This window comes from Paenibacillus ferrarius (assembly GCF_002027705.1).
GTDB classification, from domain to species: domain Bacteria; phylum Bacillota; class Bacilli; order Paenibacillales; family NBRC-103111; genus Paenibacillus_E; species Paenibacillus_E ferrarius.
The window spans coordinates 239,120-259,019 of sequence record NZ_MBTG01000001.1; the positions used below are offsets into that span (position 1 = coordinate 239,120).

Consider the following 19,900-nt stretch of genomic DNA (forward strand, 5'->3'; position numbering starts at 1 on the left):
GCTATTTTACTAATAGAAAAAGGTGAACCCTATGGCTATGCAGCCGTGGATGTATGTCGTTCTTCTAGGTTTAGTCATCATTGTATACGCCCGTTTTCTCCCCAAGGAGCAAACGGCATTGTCGAACAAAACCAATGTCGTTCAAGAAATTGAGGAGACGATCGAGCACTTCGCTGCTGAAATGGATGAGCAAAATCAGTCTCTGCTTAATCTTTTTTCCAAAACAAAGCAAGATTATGAAGTTGAGCTTGCCAAGCTGGCTGGCAGATTGGAATCATTGGAGAAGCAAAAGCATGAGCTTTCTCAAGAACTGACGAAAGTACATGTAAATCAGCAAGTTAGTCAACAATTAATCAATTCTGATCTGCCCACTGCCGCTTCGTCTATACAGTCAGAACAAGTGGAAGCTTCTTTCTTGCCTGTACCCGCGGAGGAAATCGTGGAAGAGCCCATCTATATGGGATTAAGCATGAAAAGCAGGTATACGGAATTATTTGCTTTACATGACCGAGGGAAAAGTGTAGAAGCCATCGCCAAGCAACTAGGAATGAATAAAGGCGAGGTTAGTTTGATCCTTCAACTTGCGAAACAGGAGGAGAGGGCTCGTGTTTAAGAATCGTTCTATTATATTGGGCATAGGGATTGGCATTATTATAGGGGCTTTGCTTCTACAAGTGATGTCTGTTCGCGCAAGTGCTCCAGGCCAGGCTAAATTGGCGATGGAGGAGATGGATCCTCAGAAATTGAAGGATGAAACCTCGAAATACTATCAAGTATTTGATAAAAGTGCCAAAATGTACACCCAAGCGGAATTGGATGCGGTCGTTCAGCAGAAATTGAAGGATGAGGCGGAACGAATAGCAGCAGCTAAGCCCAAAGATCAACCCAAAACGACTGCCCCTGAAGGCAGCCCCAAAATCATTCTTTATGTGCAGCCTAATTTGGATGCAACTGCGGTTAGTGATTTATTAATGAAATCAGGCATAATAACGGATCGCAAAGCCTTCGTCACCGAATTGGAGAAGCAAGGCGGCAATACGAAGCTTCAAATCGGCTTTCACTCTTTTGAGGGCGTTATGGATATGTCCAAAATCGTTACAAATTTAATTACAGCTCAATAGCATGCTTACAAATGGATCTTCTTCTTTTAGAGGTCTTTTTTGTTCGTTCACGTACTTGAATGCCGCTTCAGTTGTGAGAAAATCCGTTCATGACAAAAGGTTGCATAGGGATTTGAGTTGTGGTATATTTATTCACGGTGTTAAAAACTCACGCCCGTCAATTTGCATAATGGTGCTTACTTAGGTAAGTTTTATGCAAAGATGCGATAGGCGGCGGATACCAAATAAACCATTTTAGAGGAGGGATTGGGGATGGCAGTTATCTCCATGAAACAGCTTTTAGAAGCTGGCGTACATTTCGGTCACCAAACACGTCGTTGGAATCCGAAAATGGACAAGTATATCTTTACAGAAAGAAACGGTATTTACATTATCGATTTGCAAAAAACGGTTAAAAAAGTTGAAGAAGCTTACAACTTTGTTAAATCCGTTTCTGAAGATAATGGTACGATTCTTTTCGTAGGAACGAAAAAACAAGCACAAGATTCCGTTGCGGAAGAAGCAGAACGTTGCGGCATGTACTTCATCAACCAACGTTGGTTGGGTGGTACATTAACAAACTTCCAAACGATTCAAAAGCGTATTGACCGTTTGAAAACTCTTGAAAGATGGGAAGAGGACGGCACTTTCGAAGTTCTTCCTAAGAAAGAAGTTATCATTCTCCGCAAAGAGAAAGAGCGTCTTGAGAAATTCTTGGGCGGTATCAAGAACATGAAAGGTCTGCCTAGCGCACTTTTCATTATCGATCCACGTAAAGAGCGTATTGCTGTTGCAGAAGCTCGTAAATTGGGTATCCCAATCGTTGGTATCGTTGATACAAACTGTGATCCGGACGAAATCGATTACGTGATCCCAGGTAACGATGATGCGATTCGTGCCGTTAAATTGCTGACAGCGAAAATTGCTGACGCAGTGATCGAAGCACACCAAGGCGAACAAACAACAGCTTAATCTATAGGAACGTGAAAAGGGTGGTTGGAAGGTGTAACAGCCTGTCACCACCCTTTTTTTAAAGAGTCAATGTGTGCTACATAGCATCATAAATAACAACTAACGGGAGGTTTCTTTCAATGGCAGTTACAGCAGCACAAGTGAAAGAATTACGTGAAAAAACAGGCGCAGGTATGTTGGATTGTAAGAAAGCACTAGAAGAAGCTAACGGCGATATCACAAAAGCCGGCGAATTGCTTCGCGAAAAAGGTCTTTCCGCAGCAGCTAACAAAGCTGGACGTATTGCTACAGAAGGCGCTGTTGAATCTTACATTCACGCTGGCGGTAAAGTAGGCGTACTTGTAGAAATCAACTGTGAAACTGACTTCGTTGGTAAAACAGATCAATTCAGAACTTTCTGTAAAGATATCGCTATGCACATTGCTGCAGCGAACCCAACTTATGTACGTCGTGAAGAAGTGCCAACCGAAGCTTTGGAGAAAGAGAAAGAAATTCTTCGCAACCAAGCGCTTAACGAAGGCAAACCAGAGAAAATCATCGACAAAATGGTTGAAGGCCGTATCGGGAAATACTACGAAGAGTTCTGCTTGATGGAACAACAATTCGTTAAAGATCCAGACAAAACCATTGACCAATTGCTGAACGAGAAAATCGCTGCAATCGGTGAGAACATCTCCATTCGTCGTTTCGTTCGTTTCGGTCTGGGTGAAGGCCTTGAGAAAAAACAAGAGAACTTTGCGGAAGAAGTTATGTCCCAAGTTAACCTATAATAGATTTTTAAAAAGTTGGAACACTTGGTGTTCCTTCTTTTTTAGCCAATAAGAGATTGTTGGTGCATGCATTGAAACGGGGGTAAACAAGTTGGGTCAACCTTTTTACAAAAGAGTAGTGCTAAAATTAAGCGGCGAAGCTTTGGCAGGTCAGCAGGGCTACGGCATTGATTCGGAAGTCATTACTTCCATTGCCCAACAGGTAAAAGACGTTGTGGAATTGAATGTAGAAGTAGCCATTGTTGTGGGTGGCGGTAATATTTGGCGGGGAATTGCCGGCAGTGAGAAAGGAATGGACCGTGCAACGGCAGACTATATGGGAATGCTGGCTACGGTAATGAATTCTCTTGCGCTGCAGGATGCTTTGGAGAATATCGAAGTGCCAACCCGCGTGCAGTCTTCCATTACGATGCAGCAAGTTGCTGAGCCATACATTCGTAGAAGAGCAATGCGTCACCTTGAGAAGGGGAGAGTTGTTATTTTTGCGGCAGGCACAGGGAATCCTTACTTCTCTACCGATACGACAGCAGCTTTAAGAGCAGCTGAGATTGAAGCGGAAGTTATTCTTATGGCCAAAAACAAAGTGGATGGCGTTTATTCAGCAGATCCATTCAAAGATCCAACAGCTAAGAAATACGAGACGTTAACTTATATGGAAGTCATCAGCAACAACCTTGGTGTCATGGATTCCACCGCTTCCTCCCTTTGTATGGATAACAACATCCCATTAGTGGTGTTTAACATTACAGAAAAAGGGAATATCAAACGAGTGGTCCTTGGCGAGAAAATAGGGACTACAGTTAAAGGGAGTGTCTAAATCATGCCACAAGCAGTGAAAAAGAATGCAGAAGATCGGATGGACAAAGCCATTGGTGCTCTTAAAAGAGACCTGACTTCGCTTCGTGCGGGTCGTGCGACACCATCGTTACTTGACCGTATCCAAGTAGAATATTACGGAGCGATGACGCCTGTAAATCAACTTGCGAATTTAACAACGCCAGATTCACGCACTTTGCTTATTCAACCGTGGGATAAAAGCTCCATGACTTCAATTGAAAAAGCAATTATGAAGTCAGATCTTGGACTAACGCCATCCAATGATGGGTTGGTTATTCGTATTGTGATTCCTGCTCTTACAGAAGAGCGTCGTGCTGATCTCGTGAAAATGACGAAGAAATTCGGCGAAGAAGCGAAGATCGCGATTCGCAACATTCGTCGTGATGCAAACGATGATATTAAAAAGCTTGAAAAAGCGGGGATTTCAGAAGACGAGTCCCGCAAACATCAAGAAGATATCCAGAAGTTTACGGATAAATTTGTAGCTGAGGTTGAAAAAGTTTTGGCTGCTAAAGAAAAAGAAATCATGGAAGTATAAGATAGATATGCCCCCGGGTATTCGCTGGGGGTTTTTCATCTTTCCCTAGTTGGGAGGAACAACGGTGTTCAAGCTAGTTAAGGAATGGTTAGGTGGAAATAAGCAGGCTTCTGCTGGATTAAAGGACATTGAATTAGACAAAGTACCTGCGCATGTAGCGATTATTATGGATGGCAATGGGCGTTGGGCAAAGCAACGAGGATTGCCTCGCGTAGCAGGTCATCATTCAGGAATGAAGAACGTTAAGAAAATCACAATGGCGGCGAATGAGATCGGTGTCAAAGTGTTGACGATGTATGCTTTTTCGACTGAAAATTGGAAGAGGCCCAAGGATGAAGTGGATTTTTTGATGAAGCTTCCCCAAGAATTTTTTCCACTTGAAATCGAAGAGTTGATCGAAAATAATGTTCGTATTCAGATGACCGGTTGGAAAGAAGGTTTGCCTGATTTTACGCTTAAAGCAATCGAGGGAGCCATCGAACGAACGAAGAATAATACAGGACTCATTCTGAACTTTGCCTTAAATTACGGTGGCCGCAAAGAAATGATTGCTGGTGTACAGGATATCATTCGTGACGTTCAAAGTGGAAAGTTGCGAGCGGAGGATTTGGATGAATCCAAATTTTCTTCTTACATGCTGACAGCTGATTTGCCGGATCCGGATTTATTGATTCGCACTAGCGGAGAATTGAGACTTAGCAACTTTTTGCTGTGGCAGCTAGCCTATTCGGAGCTTTGGTTCACGGATGCTTACTGGCCGGAATTCACAGAGTCGTTATTTTTACAAGCCATTGCTGAATATCAGCGCCGCGGGAGACGATTTGGTGGCATTTAAGGATGTAATCATACCAAGCTTCCTCCCGTCCAAGGCTAGATGTTGAGCTGGTTTAGCGATTGAGGTTGTTCATCTAGGGGGATTCAGCTTGAAACAAAGAATAGTTACTGGAGTCATTGCTGGCTTCTTATTTATAACATTATTGGTTTTGGGTGGCTATTGGTATGCTGGATTGATCGTATTGCTTTCGATTCTAGGCTATCGCGAATATATGCAGATGAATGGATTCACCAAGCATAAATTAACAGGTGCAGTAGGACTGCTTGCTTTGTTATATATAACGATTCCCTGGGAATTAACTGGTGTTTCTTTGCCTCTTTCATCGTCAGCCGTTGTTTGGCTGGGTATGTTCCTGCTGCTTTTCATTACAGTCGCATCCAAAAATAAAATAACGATTGATCAAGTATCGGTGATTTTATTGGGTGTTGTTTATATCGGCTTCGGCTTTTATTACATGATTGCCGCCCGTTTGGGTGAGCATGGCTTGTTCTGGACTATTCTTGTGTTTGTTTGTATTTGGGCATCGGACTCTGGCGCTTATTTCGTCGGTTCGAAACTCGGGAAACATCTGTTATGGCCTCAAATTAGCCCCAAGAAATCTATTGAAGGTGCTGTAGGCGGCGTTGTGATTTCGATGATTGTCGCTTTCGGGTTTGCTTGGTTTGCTTCTGATTTGCTCGGATTCGGACAAGCTTTGTTTCTCGGATTCGTCATTGCCGTTGTAGGACAAGTGGGTGACTTGATTCAGTCTGCCTATAAGCGAGTGAAAGGTATTAAAGATACGGGAACATTACTGCCCGGTCACGGTGGCGTACTCGATCGAATGGATAGCTGGTTGATCGTATTTCCATTTATCTATTTTCTCGGAATGATTCCCCACTAAATGCAGCTGTGAGGTGGAACACGATGAAACGGATTGCCATTTTGGGTTCTACAGGATCTATCGGTACACAAACGCTAGATATTGTGGCGCATGCCCCAGAGCAATTTCAAATAGAAGCCTTATCAGGTGGATATAATAGTCAATTATTAATTGAACAAATTCACAAATTTCATCCGAAGGTCGTTTCTGTAGCGACGAAGGAATTGGCTGAGAAAGTTTCTAGCCAAGTAAGCTCCGCGACCAAGGTCTTGTATGGTCAAGAGGGGTTGCTGGAAGTAGCTGCTTCTACAGATGCTGATTTCGTTGTGACAGCAGTGGTTGGAAGCCAAGGATTAAAGCCGACAATGGCTGCTATCGAGGCTGGCAAGCATATCGGGCTTGCTAATAAAGAGACTTTAGTTAGTGCAGGACATATCGTAACAGATGCAGCACGTAGAAGAGGGGTTGCTTTGCTGCCCATCGACAGTGAGCATTCCGCGATTTTTCAGTGTTTGAATGGCGAGAACCGTAAGCAAATCGCACAAATAACACTCACCGCCTCCGGAGGTTCTTTCCGGGATCGCTCACGTGCAGATTTGGAAGGCGTGACGGTTGAGCAAGCTTTGCAGCATCCGAATTGGTCTATGGGGGCCAAAATTACCATTGATTCCGCCACTATGGTTAATAAGGGGCTTGAAGTGATTGAAGCCCATTGGTTGTTCGGTCTTTCGTATGACCAGATTAATGTCCTTATTCATCCTGAAAGTGTGATCCATTCTTACGTTGAATTTGTGGATAACAGCGTCATCGCGCAGTTGGGTAATCCTGATATGCGTGTCCCGATACAATATGCTTTAACATATCCGGATCGATATCCGACGCCAACGAAGAAATTAGATTTGGCTGCGATCGGCAAGCTTCATTTTCGGGAAATGGACTTTGAACGCTTTCCTTGTTTGCGAATGGCTTTTGAGAGCGGCAAACAAGGCGGAACGACACCAACGGTGTACAATGCGGCGAATGAAATCGCTGTTGCTCGTTTCCTGAACGGTGAAATTACGTTTTTGCAAATTGAACAGATCATTGAGACTGTTTTGCAGAAGCATGATTCGATTCCAACTCCTTCATTAGATGCCATACACGAACAAGATTTATGGTCAAGAGATTGTGCGGCATCCATTCAATTCTAGGTCACTTGAGAGCTAAAGTCAGCGAGTTTGGCTCTGCTCTTTTTTTAATCAGCGATCTGGATACATAGGAACGTAAAGTCTAATTCAAACTTCTTGCTCGTATACTGTGCTAAATGGGCATAGCTTGTATTCAGCCGTTCAATAATGGTAATCTAAGAACATGCTGTCCATAAGTGGATGCTTAGAAGGCAGGTTTCCAATGAAAACATTATGCTTTATGCATACATAGGTAAGTTTTCTGGTGAAAACTTGAAGGAGGAATTACGACTTGTCAACCATAGAAGTTGGATTGAAGGTTATTTTGTTGTTTTTCGTTCTTGTCACGATTCATGAGTGGGGTCATTTTTACTTCGCCAAACGTGCAGGTATCTTGGTGAGAGAATTTGCCATCGGCTTTGGGCCCAAGATTTTCTCATATAAAAAAGGGGAAACCCGCTATACACTGCGGATTCTGCCGATAGGTGGGTTCGTTCGGATGGCCGGCGAAGATCCAGAAATCGTCCAAGTCAATCCTGGCCAGACGGTTGCCATTAAATTAAATAAACAAAACCAAGTGACATCGCTTTATCTCGATCAACTTGACCGTCGTTCGAATGTAATCCTTGGCGTCGTGGAGCAAATTGATTTGGAGCGAGCGCTCCAAGTTACTTTGGATGTCGATGGGGAAAAAGTCACATATCCGATTGAGCCGCAAGCTATGATGGTCACGAAAGGGACAGAAACGCAAATTGCTCCCTATGATCGCCAATTCGGCTCCAAAACAGTGGGCCAACGAGCAATCGCCATTGTTATGGGTCCAGTGATGAACTTTTTTTTAGCGATTGTTTTATTCTTTATCGTTGTGATTATGTCTGGGGTTTTCACGAATGTGAAGCTTGATTCAGTCGTTGCTGGGAAAGCAGGAGAGAAGGCAGGTCTGCAAAAAGGTGATATTATCATGTCCATTGATAATCATCCGATTGGAACCGATCGTGAGAAGCTGGTTACCTCTATTCAAGCTTCTGCTGGCAAGCCGATGACTTGGATCATCGATCGTGCAGGCAACCCATTAACGGTTCAAGTTACGCCTGAGATGGATGCAGGTTCCGGTAAGTTAGGTGTTGTAATTTCGGGTGATCGCAGGAGCGCAAGCTTCAGTGAAGTCTTAACGGGCACTTACGATCAGGTCGTTGGTACGACAATTGGAATCGTAACAGGGCTGCAAAAGCTCGTCACGCTTCAATTTAAGCTCGATGATTTGGGCGGTCCCGTAAGAACTGCTCAAGTATCTGCCCAATTTGCTCAAATGGGAATAACGGTTTTCCTCTCTTGGACAGCCACGTTGAGTTTATACCTAGGGATATTTAACCTTCTGCCGATCCCAGCTTTGGATGGAAGCAGACTTCTATTTATGGGATTGGAAGCACTGCGCGGCAAGCCCATTGATCCGAACCGAGAAAGCATGGTTCACTTTGTTGGATTTGCACTGCTCATGCTGTTGATGGTGGCTGTAACGTATAATGATATTTTACGCTTGATTAAGGGATAGTTCTAATGATCTGGGAGGGTTTATGTCAAACGATAAACAGTTTGTGAAAGAGATTACACCACAAGGGGAAGATTTCTCCCGTTGGTATATAGACGTCATTAAGAAAGCTGATTTAATGAGCTATTCCCCGGTTCGGGGCTGTATCGTGTTCAAACCGGATGGTTATGAAATTTGGGAGAACATTCAACGCGAGCTGGACAGCAAATTCAAAGAAACGGGTCACCGCAACGCCTATTTCCCTCTTTTTATTCCAGAAAGCTTTTTTCAGAAGGAAAAAGAGCACGTAGAAGGCTTTAATCCTGAACTTCCATGGGTTACGGAAGCCGGTGGGGAGAAGCTCGAAGAGCGTTTAGCTATTCGTCCAACTTCCGAAACGATGATTGGACACATGTATTCGGAGTGGATCAACTCCTACCGTGATTTGCCGCTTTTGATCAACCAATGGGCGAACGTAGTTCGTTGGGAGAAACGTACATTGCCGTTCCTGCGTACAACCGAATTCTTGTGGCAGGAAGGTCATACGGCTCATGAAGATGAGCAGGATGCGCGCCGCGAAACGATGCAGATGTTAGAGGTTTACCGCCAGTTCGCCGAGGAGTTCCTAGCGATTCCAGTTATCGTTGGACAGAAAACACCTTCTGAGAAATTTGCTGGTGCAATCGATACATTCTCAATCGAAGCGATGATGAAGGATGGCAAAGCGGTACAAGCCGGGACTTCCCATTACCTCGGCACCAACTTCGCAGTTGCTTTCGATATTAAGTTTCTGGATCGTGAGAATCAGCATCAATTCGCACATACTACTTCATGGGGAGTAAGTACGCGATTAATCGGTGCTCTGATTATGGTTCATGGCGATGATCGCGGCTTGGCTTTGCCGCCTAAAGTTGCGCCAACTCAGGTTATTATGATTCCGATTGGGCCTCCAAAAACGAGGGAGCAAGTCATCGGCCGAGTGGATGAGTTGTATGCTGAGCTCAAGAAAGCTGGCGTTCGAGTTAAAGTAGACGATCGTGCGGATCAAAGCCCAGGCTGGAAGTTCAATGAATATGAAATGCGCGGCGTACCGATTCGTGTTGAATTAGGACCTCGCGACATGGAAAATGGGCAAGTCGTTTTGGTTTCTCGTGTAAGCGGAGAGAAGAAAATTGTGCAGCAAGCTGATTTTGTGCAAGAAGTTCAAAATTTACTTGCTGAGATTCACCAGCAGATGTATGATAAAGCGAAGCAGTTCCGTGATGAGCATTATATCGCTGTCGACTCTATTGAAGAGTTCAAGACGTTCTTGGAGACGAAACGCGGATTTGCGCTGGCTGGCTGGTGTGGTTCCAATGCGTGCGAAGAGCACGTGAAGCAAGAAACAGGTGCGACAAGCCGCAATATTCCTTTCACACCTTCAGAAACGAAATCAACATGTCTCGTTTGCGGCGAAGCTGCTAAACATACGGTCGTTTTTGGCCGAAGCTATTAATTACAATCCTAAGGGCAAATGGAGGCAATAATTCCATTGCCCTTCGTATTTTTATGGGGAGGCTGTTCATGAGTATTTTGGCTGATAAACGGAATCGCTTTGAGCTTTTGATGCAGCAAGCCGAGATTCCAGCCGATGTGGTGCGCTCATTTTTTGCAGAAGGCTATATTGACCAAGTGGAGATCAGTCGCAAGAATCGCGATTGGACCTTTTATTTGGTGAAAAATGAAATGGTGCCTTTGAACACATACCGCTCTTTTTGTAAAATGATTCAAGAAAAGTTCGCTCAAATCGCGAAGATTCGCTTTATTTGGAAGTTTGAGCAAGCAGAACCGGCAGATTTGGTAGAAGAATACTGGAGTTTATTTTTGGAATGGCTGCAGCGTGAGGTTGCCTCGATTAATGGGTGGATGACCAAAGCAAAAGTCGATGTACAAGGGCATTCCTTAACGCTCGTGATGCTCGATCAAATTGGGCTTGAACTGGCGAAGAAAAAAAATATGGATATGTTTATCCGGAATTTCTTTCATAATTTCTTCCAAACTGAGCTGACTGTCAAGTATGCCATAAGCGACTCAACGGAAATTGAAGCCGAGTATGAGAAATTTGCTAAGCAGCGCGAGCAGGGCGAGAAGACGATTACGCAGGAAATTATGATGTCCATTGATATGGAAGAAGAAGTAGAATCTTCCTTGCCGGATGACTTGAAGCTCGTGATGGGCTATGAAATTAAAGAGGTGCCGACACCGCTTAAGAATATCCAAGAGGAAGAGAAGAAAATTACGGTTCAGGGAACGGTGTTTGGTCTTGACGTTAAGGAATTAAGAAACGGGAATACGTTGTTTACCTTTAACTTGACTGATTTTAGCGATTCCTTGGCGATGAAAGTATTTGCAAAAACGAAGGACGATGTGAAAATCCTCAGTCTTCTTGCGAATGGGACGTGGATTAAAGCGCGCGGCAAGGTTGAGTATGATCGATTTATGCAAATTCCTGAATTGGTCATGATTCCCAACGATTTGACAGAAGTAATGCCGCCTAGAGACCGTATGGATGACGCCGCAGAGAAGCGTGTAGAATTCCATTTGCATACGAACATGAGTACGATGGATGCTTTGACTTCTGTCGATCAATACGTGAAAATGGCCGCCAAATGGGGGCACAAAGCGATTGCGATTACCGACCATAGCAATATTCAGTGTTATCCTGATGCAGGTAAAGCTGCTAAGAAACACGGCATTAAAGTCATTTATGGCTTAGAAGCCAATGTTGTTAACGACTCGGTGCCTATTGTCATGAACGGCCGCGATTTGGATTTGAAGCAAGCTACTTATGTCATTTTTGACGTGGAGACGACAGGGCTTTCTGTAACGAACAATCGAATTATCGAGCTTGCTGGCGTTAAAATGCAGGATGGCAAAGAAATTGACCGGTTTGCAACGTTTATTGACCCACATGAGAAGATTCCTTATAACATTCAGCAATTAACGAATATTACGGATGATATGGTCGCGGGGGCGCCTGACATTGAAGATGAGCTTCCGAAGTTCGTTGATTTTATTGGCGATGCTGTACTAGTAGCGCATAATGCCCGTTTCGATATGGGATTCCTGCAAACCAATTTGAAACGAATGGGTCTGCCGGAAGTTACCAACGCGGTTCTTGATACGCTTGAGTTGGCTAGATTTCTTTTTCCTTCAATGAAAAATCATCGCTTGAACACCTTATCTGATAAATTTAAAGTCGGTCTGGACAACCATCACCGTGCGATAGATGACTCCATCGCTTTGGGTTATGTGCTTTATCATTTAATTAACGAGGCCAATGATCGACAAATTACGAGTCTCGTTAAATTGAATGATTACGTAGGTAAAGATTTGTCGAATCAACGCCCGTTTCATTGTTGTATTTATGCGCTTAATGCCATTGGCAAAAAGAACTTATTCAAACTTATTTCGTTATCCCATACGCAGTATTTGCAACGCTCGGCAACCATACCCAAGAGTCTCCTAGTCGCACACCGAGAGGGACTACTTCTTACTTCTGGTTGTGAAAAGGGTGAGTTTTTTGAGGCTGTTCTCAATAAATCAGTGGAAGAAGCGGAACAGGTGGCCGAATTTTATGACATTTTAGAAATCCAGCCCGTAAGCTATAACATGCATCTTGTTGAGAAAGGCCTTGTAGGCAGTGTCGAAGACTTAGAGAACGCAGTGCGCCGTGTTTGTGAAATTGGTTATAAAACAGGCAAACCAGTTATAGCGACAGGAAACGTTCATTATCTTAATCCTCGTGAGAAAGTGTGTCGGGATATTACGATTAACGGCATTACGGGGTTTAGTCCACTGAAAGCCATGAAGAAGCCTGATGCTCATTTCCGTACGACCAAAGAGATGCTGGAAGAATTTAAATTCCTGGGCGAAGAAAAGGCGATTGAGGTCGTTATTCGCAGCACCAATGATTTGGCGGATCGGTTTGAAGTTATTGAACTTTTCCCGGACAAGCTGTTTACCCCTATTATTGAAGGGGCGGACGAGGAGATTCGTGAAACCTGCTATACAACCGCTAAGAACATGTATGGCGAGGAATTGCCGGAGGTTATTGTGGCTCGTTTGGAAAAAGAATTGGTTCCGATTATTAAATTCGGATTCTCTGCCAACTACCTTATTTCCGAGCGTCTAGTCAAAAAGTCCAATGAAGACGGCTATCTCGTAGGTTCACGGGGATCTGTAGGGTCCTCTGTTGTTGCGATGATGTTAGGGATTTCGGAAGTTAATCCTTTGCCTCCTCATTATATTTGTTCAGCTTGCCAGCATAGTGAATGGTTCCTGGACGGTAGTGTCCCGAGTGGATTCGATTTGCCGAATAAGATTTGCCCGAATTGCGGGGGGCCCCTCAAGGGAGACGGTCATGATATCCCTTTCGAAACGTTCCTCGGGTTCAAAGGGGACAAGGTTCCCGATATCGATTTGAACTTTTCCGGAGAATATCAGCCGGTAGCCCATAATTACACCAAAGAGCTCTTTGGCGAGAAAAGTGTTTTCCGTGCAGGAACGATTGGTACGGTGGCGGAGAAGACGGCTTTTGGGTTTGTCAAAAAGTATGAAGAGGAACAAGGCGCGAAGTGGCGCGGAGCGGAGCTCAGTCGGTTGGCTTCGGGCTGTACAGGAGTTAAACGAAGTACGGGGCAGCATCCCGGCGGTATCGTCGTTGTGCCTGATTATATGGAAGTGGATGATATCACACCGGTGCAGTTCCCGGCAGATGATAAAAACTCGGAATGGATGACAACGCATTTTGATTATCATGCCTTTGATGCCAATTTGCTGAAACTCGATATTCTTGGACACGACGATCCGACGATGATGCGGATGCTGCAGGATTTGACGGGGATTGATCCAACGACAATTCCGATGAACGATGCGAAAGCGATGAGTATCTTTAATTCGACGGAAGCACTTAATGTAAGACCGGACCAAATCCGCTCTCCTGTTGCGACTTATGGGGTTCCCGAGATGGGAACGAAATTCGTTCGTCAAATGCTTCAGGAAACACAGCCGAGCTCTTTCGCTGACTTATTGCAAATATCCGGATTGTCTCATGGAACGGGAGTTTGGTTAGGCAATGCTCAGGAGCTGATTAAGAAAGGGATATGCAACATTAAGACAGTTATCGGCTGTCGGGATGATATCATGCTCTACTTAATCTATAAGGCTGGAATGGATGCAGGGTTGGCGTTCAAAATTACGGAAAGTGTTCGTAAGGGGAAAGGCTTGACAGATGAGTGGAAGGATGAGATGAAGCGCTGCAATGTACCGGCTTGGTATATTGAATCCTGCGAACGGATTGAGTACATGTTTCCAAAAGCACATGCTGCGGCCTATGTCATCTCTGCTGTTCGTACCGCTTATTTCAAAGTCTATCACCCGATTGCCTATTATGCGACTTACTTTAGTGTTCGTGCGGCGGACTTTGATCTTGAATTATTATGTCAAGGGTATGATGCGATTCTCAAGAAGCTGATAGAAATTGAAGAGAAAGGCTTCCAAGCGCTGCCAAAGGAAAAAGCGATGGTTTCGATTCTTGAGATGTCGCTAGAAATGACTTCACGTGGATTTAGCTTTAAGCCGATTGATATTTACCGCTCGGATGCGACGAGATTTATCATTGATGGAACCTCACTGATTCCTCCGTTTGCTGCTATGTCCGGTATCGGTGAAAATGCGGCTAAGAATATTGCCGCTGCCAAAGAAGAGGGAGACTTCCTTTCAATTGAAGATTTCCAGAATCGCTCCAAAGCTTCGAAAACGGTCATTGAGATGCTGAGTACAATGGGTTGTTTCCGAGGACTTCCAGAGTCCAATCAACTTTCCCTATTCTAAAAAGGGCCGCTGATCAGCCTGATTTGATGAAAGAAATAATTAGCTGTCAAGTGAAAATGATTAACAAGTTTGCTATTGTAATGCAAAGAATGGTTATGGTATAATTTTTATTGGCAATAATGAGGATATCATCTTGTGATTAAAGAGTGGGGAAACCCACTCTTTACATTTTGATATAGGACTTTTCGGTTTACGACAAAGGAAAGTCAATTTTAGGAGGTACATTTATCTGTGGTTACACAAGCACAAATCAAATCCGTCATTGAGGACATGCTGAAGGATTTCATTGAACAAAATGGATTTGAACTCGTGGATATTGAATATGTCAAAGAGGGCAGCAATTGGTTCCTTCGTGTCTATGCAGACAAGGAAGGCGGAATTGATATAGATGATTGCGGCCGTATCAGCGAATACTTAAGTGTTCAACTGGATGAGAAGGATCCGATCGCTGATGCCTATTTCTTGGAAGTTTCATCACCAGGAGCGGAACGTCCGCTCAAGAAAACTCAAGATTATCACAGGGCTGTGGACAGTCACGTATTTGTTACCACGTATGAGCCGATTGACGGTTCCAAAGAGTTTGAAGGATTACTGACTTCTTTTGACGAGGAAGACCTCGTAGTCGAAATCGGTAAAAAGAAAGTCATCATTCCGTTCACTAAAGTGGCAAGTGCTCGTCTTGCTATCGTTTTTTAGTGAACGTTACTTATTGAAGGGGGGGACTCAGTTCAAATGAACACGGATTTTATCGAAGCGCTGTCGGAAATTGAACGTGAGAAGGGTATCTCGAAGGAGTTACTTATCGATGCAATTGAGGCAGCGATGATTTCTAGTTATAAACGCAATTTCAACACCGCACAAAACGTGCGCGTCGATATCAATCGCCATACAGGCCTCATTAAGGTATATGCCCGTAAAACGGTAACTGAGGAAGTACTAGATCCAAGATTGGAAATTTCGGTGCATGCTTCTCGCGAAATTAATCCGAATTATCAATTGGAAGATATCGTTGAAATTGAAGTGACACCTCGCGATTTTGGTCGAATTGCTGCACAAACCGCTAAGCAAGTGGTGACACAGCGTATTCGCGAAGCGGAGCGTGGCTTGATTTATAACGCTTTTATTGACAAAGAGGAAGATATCGTTACAGGTATCCTACAACGTCAGGATCAACGTAATATCTATGTGGACTTGGGGAAAGTTGAGGCCGTATTGCCATTAACAGAACTCATGCCGACAGATAAGTTCAAGCAAGGTGATCGGATCAAAGCGTATATCACGAAAGTGGAAAATACGACCAAAGGTCCTCAGATCATTTTGTCCCGCACGCATCCAGGATTGTTGAAGCGTCTTTTTGAATTGGAAGTGCCGGAAATTTTTGATGGCGTTGTTGAGATTCGTTCGGTAGCCCGCGAAGCTGGTTTCCGTTCCAAAATCGCTGTTCACTCCCGCAATCATGAAGTCGATCCGGTTGGTTCTTGTGTAGGTCCGAAAGGGCTTCGCGTTCAAACGATTGTCAGCGAGTTGCGCGGCGAGAAGATTGACATCGTTCGCTGGATGGAAAGCGTTGAAGAGTACGTCGCTAATGCGCTTAGCCCGTCCAAAGTTCTTGAAGTACAAATTCATGAAAATGAAAAGATGGCGCGTGTCATTGTGCCTGATTATCAACTTTCTCTAGCTATTGGGATAAAAGGGCAAAATGCTCGTTTAGCTGCCAAATTAACAGGCTGGAAAATTGACATAAAGAGTGAGACACAAGCAGAACAAGAGTTTGGCAGAGTGAAAACATATACGGAAGAAATGCATCAAGATTCCGTTAGCATCGATTAATTCAGTTTTGGTTTGGAGCAAGGGGTGATCGGAATGAAGCAGAGAAAAATCCCTCTGAGAAAATGCGTGGCCTGCCAGGAAATGATGCCGAAGAGGGACTTGATCCGCGTCGTCAAAACGCCGGAAGATGACATTCTCATTGATCTCAAAGGGAAGAAGTCTGGGCGCGGTGCCTACTTATGCGGTAAAGTTGCTTGTTTTAAATTGGCAAAGAAAAGCAAAGCCCTGGATAGAGCCCTTAAGCATGCCGTAGGCGCTGATATTTATGATCAATTGGAGCAAGATTTTATTCGAGTTGAAGATGAATTCCTCTCTTCGAAAGAGGAGGAGTCTGAAGACGATGAATCCTAAATTTCTCTCCCAATTGGGCTTGGCGATGCGGGCGGGTAAGCTGGTTACCGGCGATGAAGGTGTTTTTAAAGCGATTCGCGCAGGTGAGGCTAAACTTGTCATTATGGCGGAAGATGCATCGGCTAATACACGTAAGAAATTTCAAGATAAATGCCAGTTTTATGGGGTTAAACTCATGGAAATCGGTACGAAGTATGAATTGGGTCGCAGCATAGGAAAAGAAATGCGTGTCACCATAGGTGTATTGGACGGAGGCTTCGCGCAGATGCTGCAGAAGAGTCAAGATAATCCTGCGGAGGTGAAACATATTGACCAATAAACAAGACAATAAGGACAAAACTCGCGTATATGAATACGCCAAAGCGCTCAATATGAGCAGCAAAGAGATTATTACCATTCTCAAACGTTTAAACATTCCTGTTAACAATCACATGAGTGTAATGGAAAATGATGCAGTAAGCAGTGTAGAAAAGTTTTTTCGCGATATCAAAGCCAATGCGGCTGCCAAACGAGCAGCTACGGACGGAGGAAATGTGAGTTCATCTACGACGAATCAGAACCCTGCATCGCAGGCTCCAGCACAAGAGAATAAAGGTGCAGCAACTCCGGCTTCAAGCCCAGTTGTTTCAGAACAGACTAGCAGCAGCACAACAACTAATGGTGCAGTGACACCACAGCAAGGACAATCTACGTCAAGCACGACGAGTCGTCCTGCACAATCGCAACGTGATCATCGCCCGAGCGGCCAAGGATCATCACAAGGCGGACAACGCCCAAGCAGTCAAGGCCAAGGCGGACAACGTACAGGTTACCAAGGATCCAATCCAGGCGGACAACGTCCAAGCGGTCAAGGCCAAGGCGGCCAACGTACGGGGTATCAAGGATCTAATCCAGGCGGACAACGTCCAAGCGGTCAAGGATCTAGTCAAGGTCAAGGCCAACGTACGGGCTATCAAGGTTCCAACCCAGGTGGCCAACGTCCTGCCGGTTCAACTGGCGGATACAACAGCCAACGTCCAAGCGGCGGTCAAGGCTACAGCCAAGGTCAAGGACAAGGCGGAGCTCCGCGCAGCAATAGCAATTATGCTGGAGCACGTCCAAGTCAAGGGACTGGCGGAGCGGGAGCTGGCGGCGGCCAAAGTGCAAACAGCAGCCGTCCACAAAATGCGGGTCCTAACCGCAGTGCTGGCCCAAGCCGTCAATCCAAGCCGTTTGACAACCGCAACAATAACCAAAGCGGAAGACCGGTTGTTCAAGAAGCTAAACCTCAGTTCCATGTAGGAGCTACAGCAGCTGAGTTGGATGAAGCAGCAGCGAAAGCTGGCGTTATTACAACGAAGAAATCCAAGCCTACGCCAAAACGTTTCGATGATAACCGTTCCGGCGGAAATCGCGGACCAGGCGGTAACAACCGCGGCAATCAACGCGGCAACAACCGTGGCAGATATCAACAAGAAACCGTCAAAAAAGAAAAAATCGACAACACACCTAAGAAGATTATCGTTCGTGGCAGTATGACGGTTGGTGAAACAGCTAAATTACTTCACAAAGATGCTTCTGAAGTTATTAAAAAGTTGTTATTCCTAGGTACAATGGCAACAATCAACCAAGAACTTGATTTGGAAGCCATTCAATTGGTTGCTTCTGAGTTCGGCGTTGAGGTTGAAATCAAAATCAAAGTCGAAGAAGACAACTTTGAGACTTTCGAAGAAATCGATGATGAGGCTGATCTGTTAGAGCGTCCACCGGTTGTTACAATTATGGGTCACGTCGATCACGGTAAAACGACTTTGCTCGATGCTATTCGTAAAACAAGTGTTACCGAAGGTGAAGCGGGTGGTATCACGCAGCACATTGGTGCCTATCAGGTTGAAGTCAACCATAAGAAAATTACGTTCTTGGATACACCTGGTCACGAAGCATTCACAACTATGCGTGCCCGCGGTGCGCAAGTGACAGATATTACGATTATCGTTGTTGCAGCTGACGACGGTGTTATGCCACAAACCGTAGAAGCAATCAACCATGCCAAAGCGGCTGGCGTTCCGATCATTGTAGCTGTGAACAAGATTGATAAAGAAGGCGCGAATCCGGATCAAATCAAGCAAGCTCTTACCGCTTATGAATTGGTTCCTGAGGAGTGGGGCGGCGATACGATCTTCTGTGAAATTTCCGCGAAACAACGGATCGGGCTTGAAAATCTCCTAGAGATGATCTTGCTTGTAGCAGAAGTTCAAGAATACAAAGCTAACCCGAACAAACGTGCAAGAGCTACGGTCATTGAGGCTGAGTTGGATAAAGGCAGAGGGCCAGTTGCTCGTATCCTGATTCAACATGGTACATTGAAAGTGGGAGACAGCTTCGTTGCCGGCGTATGTTTCGGCCGCGTTAGAGCGATGGTCAATGACAAAGGCAAGCGATTGAAAGAAGCAGGTCCTTCAACGCCGGTTGAAATTACGGGTCTTACCGAAGTTCCACAAGCTGGGGATCCATTCCTTGCTTATGAAGATGAGCGTAAGGCAAGAGACATTGCAGACCGCCGTGCCGTAGCACTTCGCCAATCGGAGATGACAGCTAATTCACGCGTGACATTGGATGACCTCTTCAAACACATTAAAGATGGCGAAATTAAAGATCTAAATGTGATTATCAAAGGTGATGTTCAAGGCTCCGTAGAAGCACTGAAAAGCTCCCTTGAGAAAATTGAAGTCGAAGGCGTTCGCGTTAAAATTCTTCATAACGGTGTTGGTGCGGTTACAGAGTCTGATATTATTCTGGCATCTGCTTCCAACGCAATTATTATCGGATTCAACGTTCGTCCAGAGCCTGCTGCGAAAGCAACAGCTGATCAAGAGAAAGTGGACATTCGTCTGCATAACATCATTTACAACGTAATTGAAGAAATCGAGCAAGCCATGAAAGGGATGCTGGATCCAATCTTCAAAGAAGTTGTTCTTGGTCAAGCTGAAGTTCGTAATGTGTTCAAAATTACGGGTTCAGGTACAATTGCTGGCTGTATGATCATATCAGGCAAAATTGCTCGTAACGCGCAAACTCGCTTGATCCGTAGTGGCATTGTTGTCCACGAAGGTAAAATCGATTCCTTGAAACGATTCAAGGATGATCAAAAAGAAGTTGCACAAGGTTACGAATGTGGTATATCTCTGGAGCGTTATCATGATATTAAAGAGGGCGACATTATTGAAGCCTTCATCATGGAGTCCGTTGAGAGGTGAT

At 44.6% G+C, this 19,900-nt stretch carries 17 protein-coding genes; all 17 read left to right on the top strand.

Going from position 1 to position 19,900, the window contains the following annotated elements; genetic code table 11:
- Positions 1-31 precede the first annotated feature (31 nt).
- The 17 genes from BC351_RS01595 to infB all read left to right on the top strand — a co-directional run bounded on the left by BC351_RS01595 (position 32) and on the right by infB (position 19,899).
- Complete coding sequence (locus BC351_RS01595; RefSeq protein WP_079408956.1) at positions 32-613, top strand: hypothetical protein; 582 nt, start codon at positions 32-34, stop codon at positions 611-613.
- Positions 606-1,121 carry a hypothetical protein gene (locus BC351_RS01600; protein WP_079408957.1) on the top strand — a complete coding sequence of 172 codons (516 nt, stop codon included), beginning with the start codon at positions 606-608 and terminating at the stop codon, positions 1,119-1,121. Before BC351_RS01595 ends, BC351_RS01600 begins: the two co-directional genes overlap by 8 nt.
- A gap of 252 nt (positions 1,122-1,373) precedes the next feature.
- Entirely contained in the window at positions 1,374-2,072 is a 699-nt protein-coding gene (rpsB, locus tag BC351_RS01605; protein WP_056625008.1) for a 30S ribosomal protein S2, read from the top strand.
- 119 nt (positions 2,073-2,191) lie between these two features.
- Positions 2,192-2,842, top strand: a complete 651-nt coding sequence (gene tsf / locus BC351_RS01610; RefSeq protein ID WP_079408958.1) for a translation elongation factor Ts — start codon at positions 2,192-2,194, stop codon at positions 2,840-2,842.
- Positions 2,843-2,933: 91 nt separating this feature from the next.
- The gene (gene pyrH / locus BC351_RS01615) at positions 2,934-3,659 is read left to right on the top strand and encodes a UMP kinase (protein WP_079408959.1); all 726 of its coding nucleotides are present in this window, start codon (positions 2,934-2,936) and stop codon (positions 3,657-3,659) included.
- A 3-nt stretch (positions 3,660-3,662) separates the two neighbouring features.
- Positions 3,663-4,217 carry a ribosome recycling factor gene (gene frr / locus BC351_RS01620; protein ID WP_079408960.1) on the top strand — a complete coding sequence of 185 codons (555 nt, stop codon included), beginning with the start codon at positions 3,663-3,665 and terminating at the stop codon, positions 4,215-4,217.
- Positions 4,218-4,281: 64 nt separating this feature from the next.
- Complete coding sequence (locus tag BC351_RS01625) at positions 4,282-5,052, top strand: isoprenyl transferase (RefSeq protein ID WP_079408961.1); 771 nt, start codon at positions 4,282-4,284, stop codon at positions 5,050-5,052.
- 88 nt (positions 5,053-5,140) lie between these two features.
- Positions 5,141-5,935, top strand: a complete 795-nt coding sequence (locus BC351_RS01630) for a phosphatidate cytidylyltransferase (RefSeq protein ID WP_079408962.1) — start codon at positions 5,141-5,143, stop codon at positions 5,933-5,935.
- Positions 5,936-5,958: 23 nt separating this feature from the next.
- Entirely contained in the window at positions 5,959-7,104 is a 1,146-nt protein-coding gene (locus BC351_RS01635) for a 1-deoxy-D-xylulose-5-phosphate reductoisomerase (RefSeq protein ID WP_079408963.1), read from the top strand.
- A 268-nt stretch (positions 7,105-7,372) separates the two neighbouring features.
- Positions 7,373-8,632 carry an RIP metalloprotease RseP gene (rseP, locus tag BC351_RS01640; RefSeq protein WP_079408964.1) on the top strand — a complete coding sequence of 420 codons (1,260 nt, stop codon included), beginning with the start codon at positions 7,373-7,375 and terminating at the stop codon, positions 8,630-8,632.
- Between the two features lie 22 nt (positions 8,633-8,654).
- Positions 8,655-10,103 (top strand): proline--tRNA ligase, encoded by a 1,449-nt coding sequence (proS, locus tag BC351_RS01645; protein ID WP_079408965.1) that lies wholly within the window; start codon positions 8,655-8,657, stop codon positions 10,101-10,103.
- 68 nt (positions 10,104-10,171) lie between these two features.
- Positions 10,172-14,482, top strand: coding sequence for a PolC-type DNA polymerase III (locus BC351_RS01650; protein ID WP_079408966.1), 4,311 nt, complete (start codon positions 10,172-10,174; stop codon positions 14,480-14,482).
- A gap of 231 nt (positions 14,483-14,713) precedes the next feature.
- Complete coding sequence (gene rimP / locus BC351_RS01655; RefSeq protein ID WP_279628294.1) at positions 14,714-15,178, top strand: ribosome maturation factor RimP; 465 nt, start codon at positions 14,714-14,716, stop codon at positions 15,176-15,178.
- Between the two features lie 36 nt (positions 15,179-15,214).
- Positions 15,215-16,312: a transcription termination factor NusA gene (gene nusA, locus BC351_RS01660; protein ID WP_079408967.1), complete on the top strand. Its 1,098-nt coding sequence runs from the start codon at positions 15,215-15,217 to the stop codon at positions 16,310-16,312.
- Positions 16,313-16,345: 33 nt separating this feature from the next.
- Positions 16,346-16,663 (top strand): RNase P modulator RnpM, encoded by a 318-nt coding sequence (gene rnpM / locus BC351_RS01665; RefSeq protein ID WP_079408968.1) that lies wholly within the window; start codon positions 16,346-16,348, stop codon positions 16,661-16,663.
- Positions 16,653-16,982: a L7Ae/L30e/S12e/Gadd45 family ribosomal protein gene (locus BC351_RS01670; protein WP_244208849.1), complete on the top strand. Its 330-nt coding sequence runs from the start codon at positions 16,653-16,655 to the stop codon at positions 16,980-16,982. The genes rnpM and BC351_RS01670 overlap by 11 nt, the downstream gene beginning before the upstream one ends.
- Positions 16,972-19,899 (top strand): translation initiation factor IF-2, encoded by a 2,928-nt coding sequence (infB, locus tag BC351_RS01675; RefSeq protein ID WP_079408970.1) that lies wholly within the window; start codon positions 16,972-16,974, stop codon positions 19,897-19,899. The genes BC351_RS01670 and infB overlap by 11 nt, the downstream gene beginning before the upstream one ends.
- The last annotated feature ends 1 nt before the right edge of the window (position 19,900 follow it).

Coding starts and splice junctions, on each gene's coding strand:
- BC351_RS01650 (WP_079408966.1), top strand. CDS start 10,172: ATGAGTATTTTGGCTGATAAACGGAATCGCTTTGAGCTTTTGATGCAG.
- frr (WP_079408960.1), top strand. CDS start 3,663: ATGCCACAAGCAGTGAAAAAGAATGCAGAAGATCGGATGGACAAAGCC.
- proS (WP_079408965.1), top strand. CDS start 8,655: ATGTCAAACGATAAACAGTTTGTGAAAGAGATTACACCACAAGGGGAA.
- rnpM (WP_079408968.1), top strand. CDS start 16,346: ATGAAGCAGAGAAAAATCCCTCTGAGAAAATGCGTGGCCTGCCAGGAA.
- BC351_RS01635 (WP_079408963.1), top strand. CDS start 5,959: ATGAAACGGATTGCCATTTTGGGTTCTACAGGATCTATCGGTACACAA.
- nusA (WP_079408967.1), top strand. CDS start 15,215: ATGAACACGGATTTTATCGAAGCGCTGTCGGAAATTGAACGTGAGAAG.
- BC351_RS01670 (WP_244208849.1), top strand. CDS start 16,653: ATGAATCCTAAATTTCTCTCCCAATTGGGCTTGGCGATGCGGGCGGGT.
- BC351_RS01595 (WP_079408956.1), top strand. CDS start 32: ATGGCTATGCAGCCGTGGATGTATGTCGTTCTTCTAGGTTTAGTCATC.
- rpsB (WP_056625008.1), top strand. CDS start 1,374: ATGGCAGTTATCTCCATGAAACAGCTTTTAGAAGCTGGCGTACATTTC.
- tsf (WP_079408958.1), top strand. CDS start 2,192: ATGGCAGTTACAGCAGCACAAGTGAAAGAATTACGTGAAAAAACAGGC.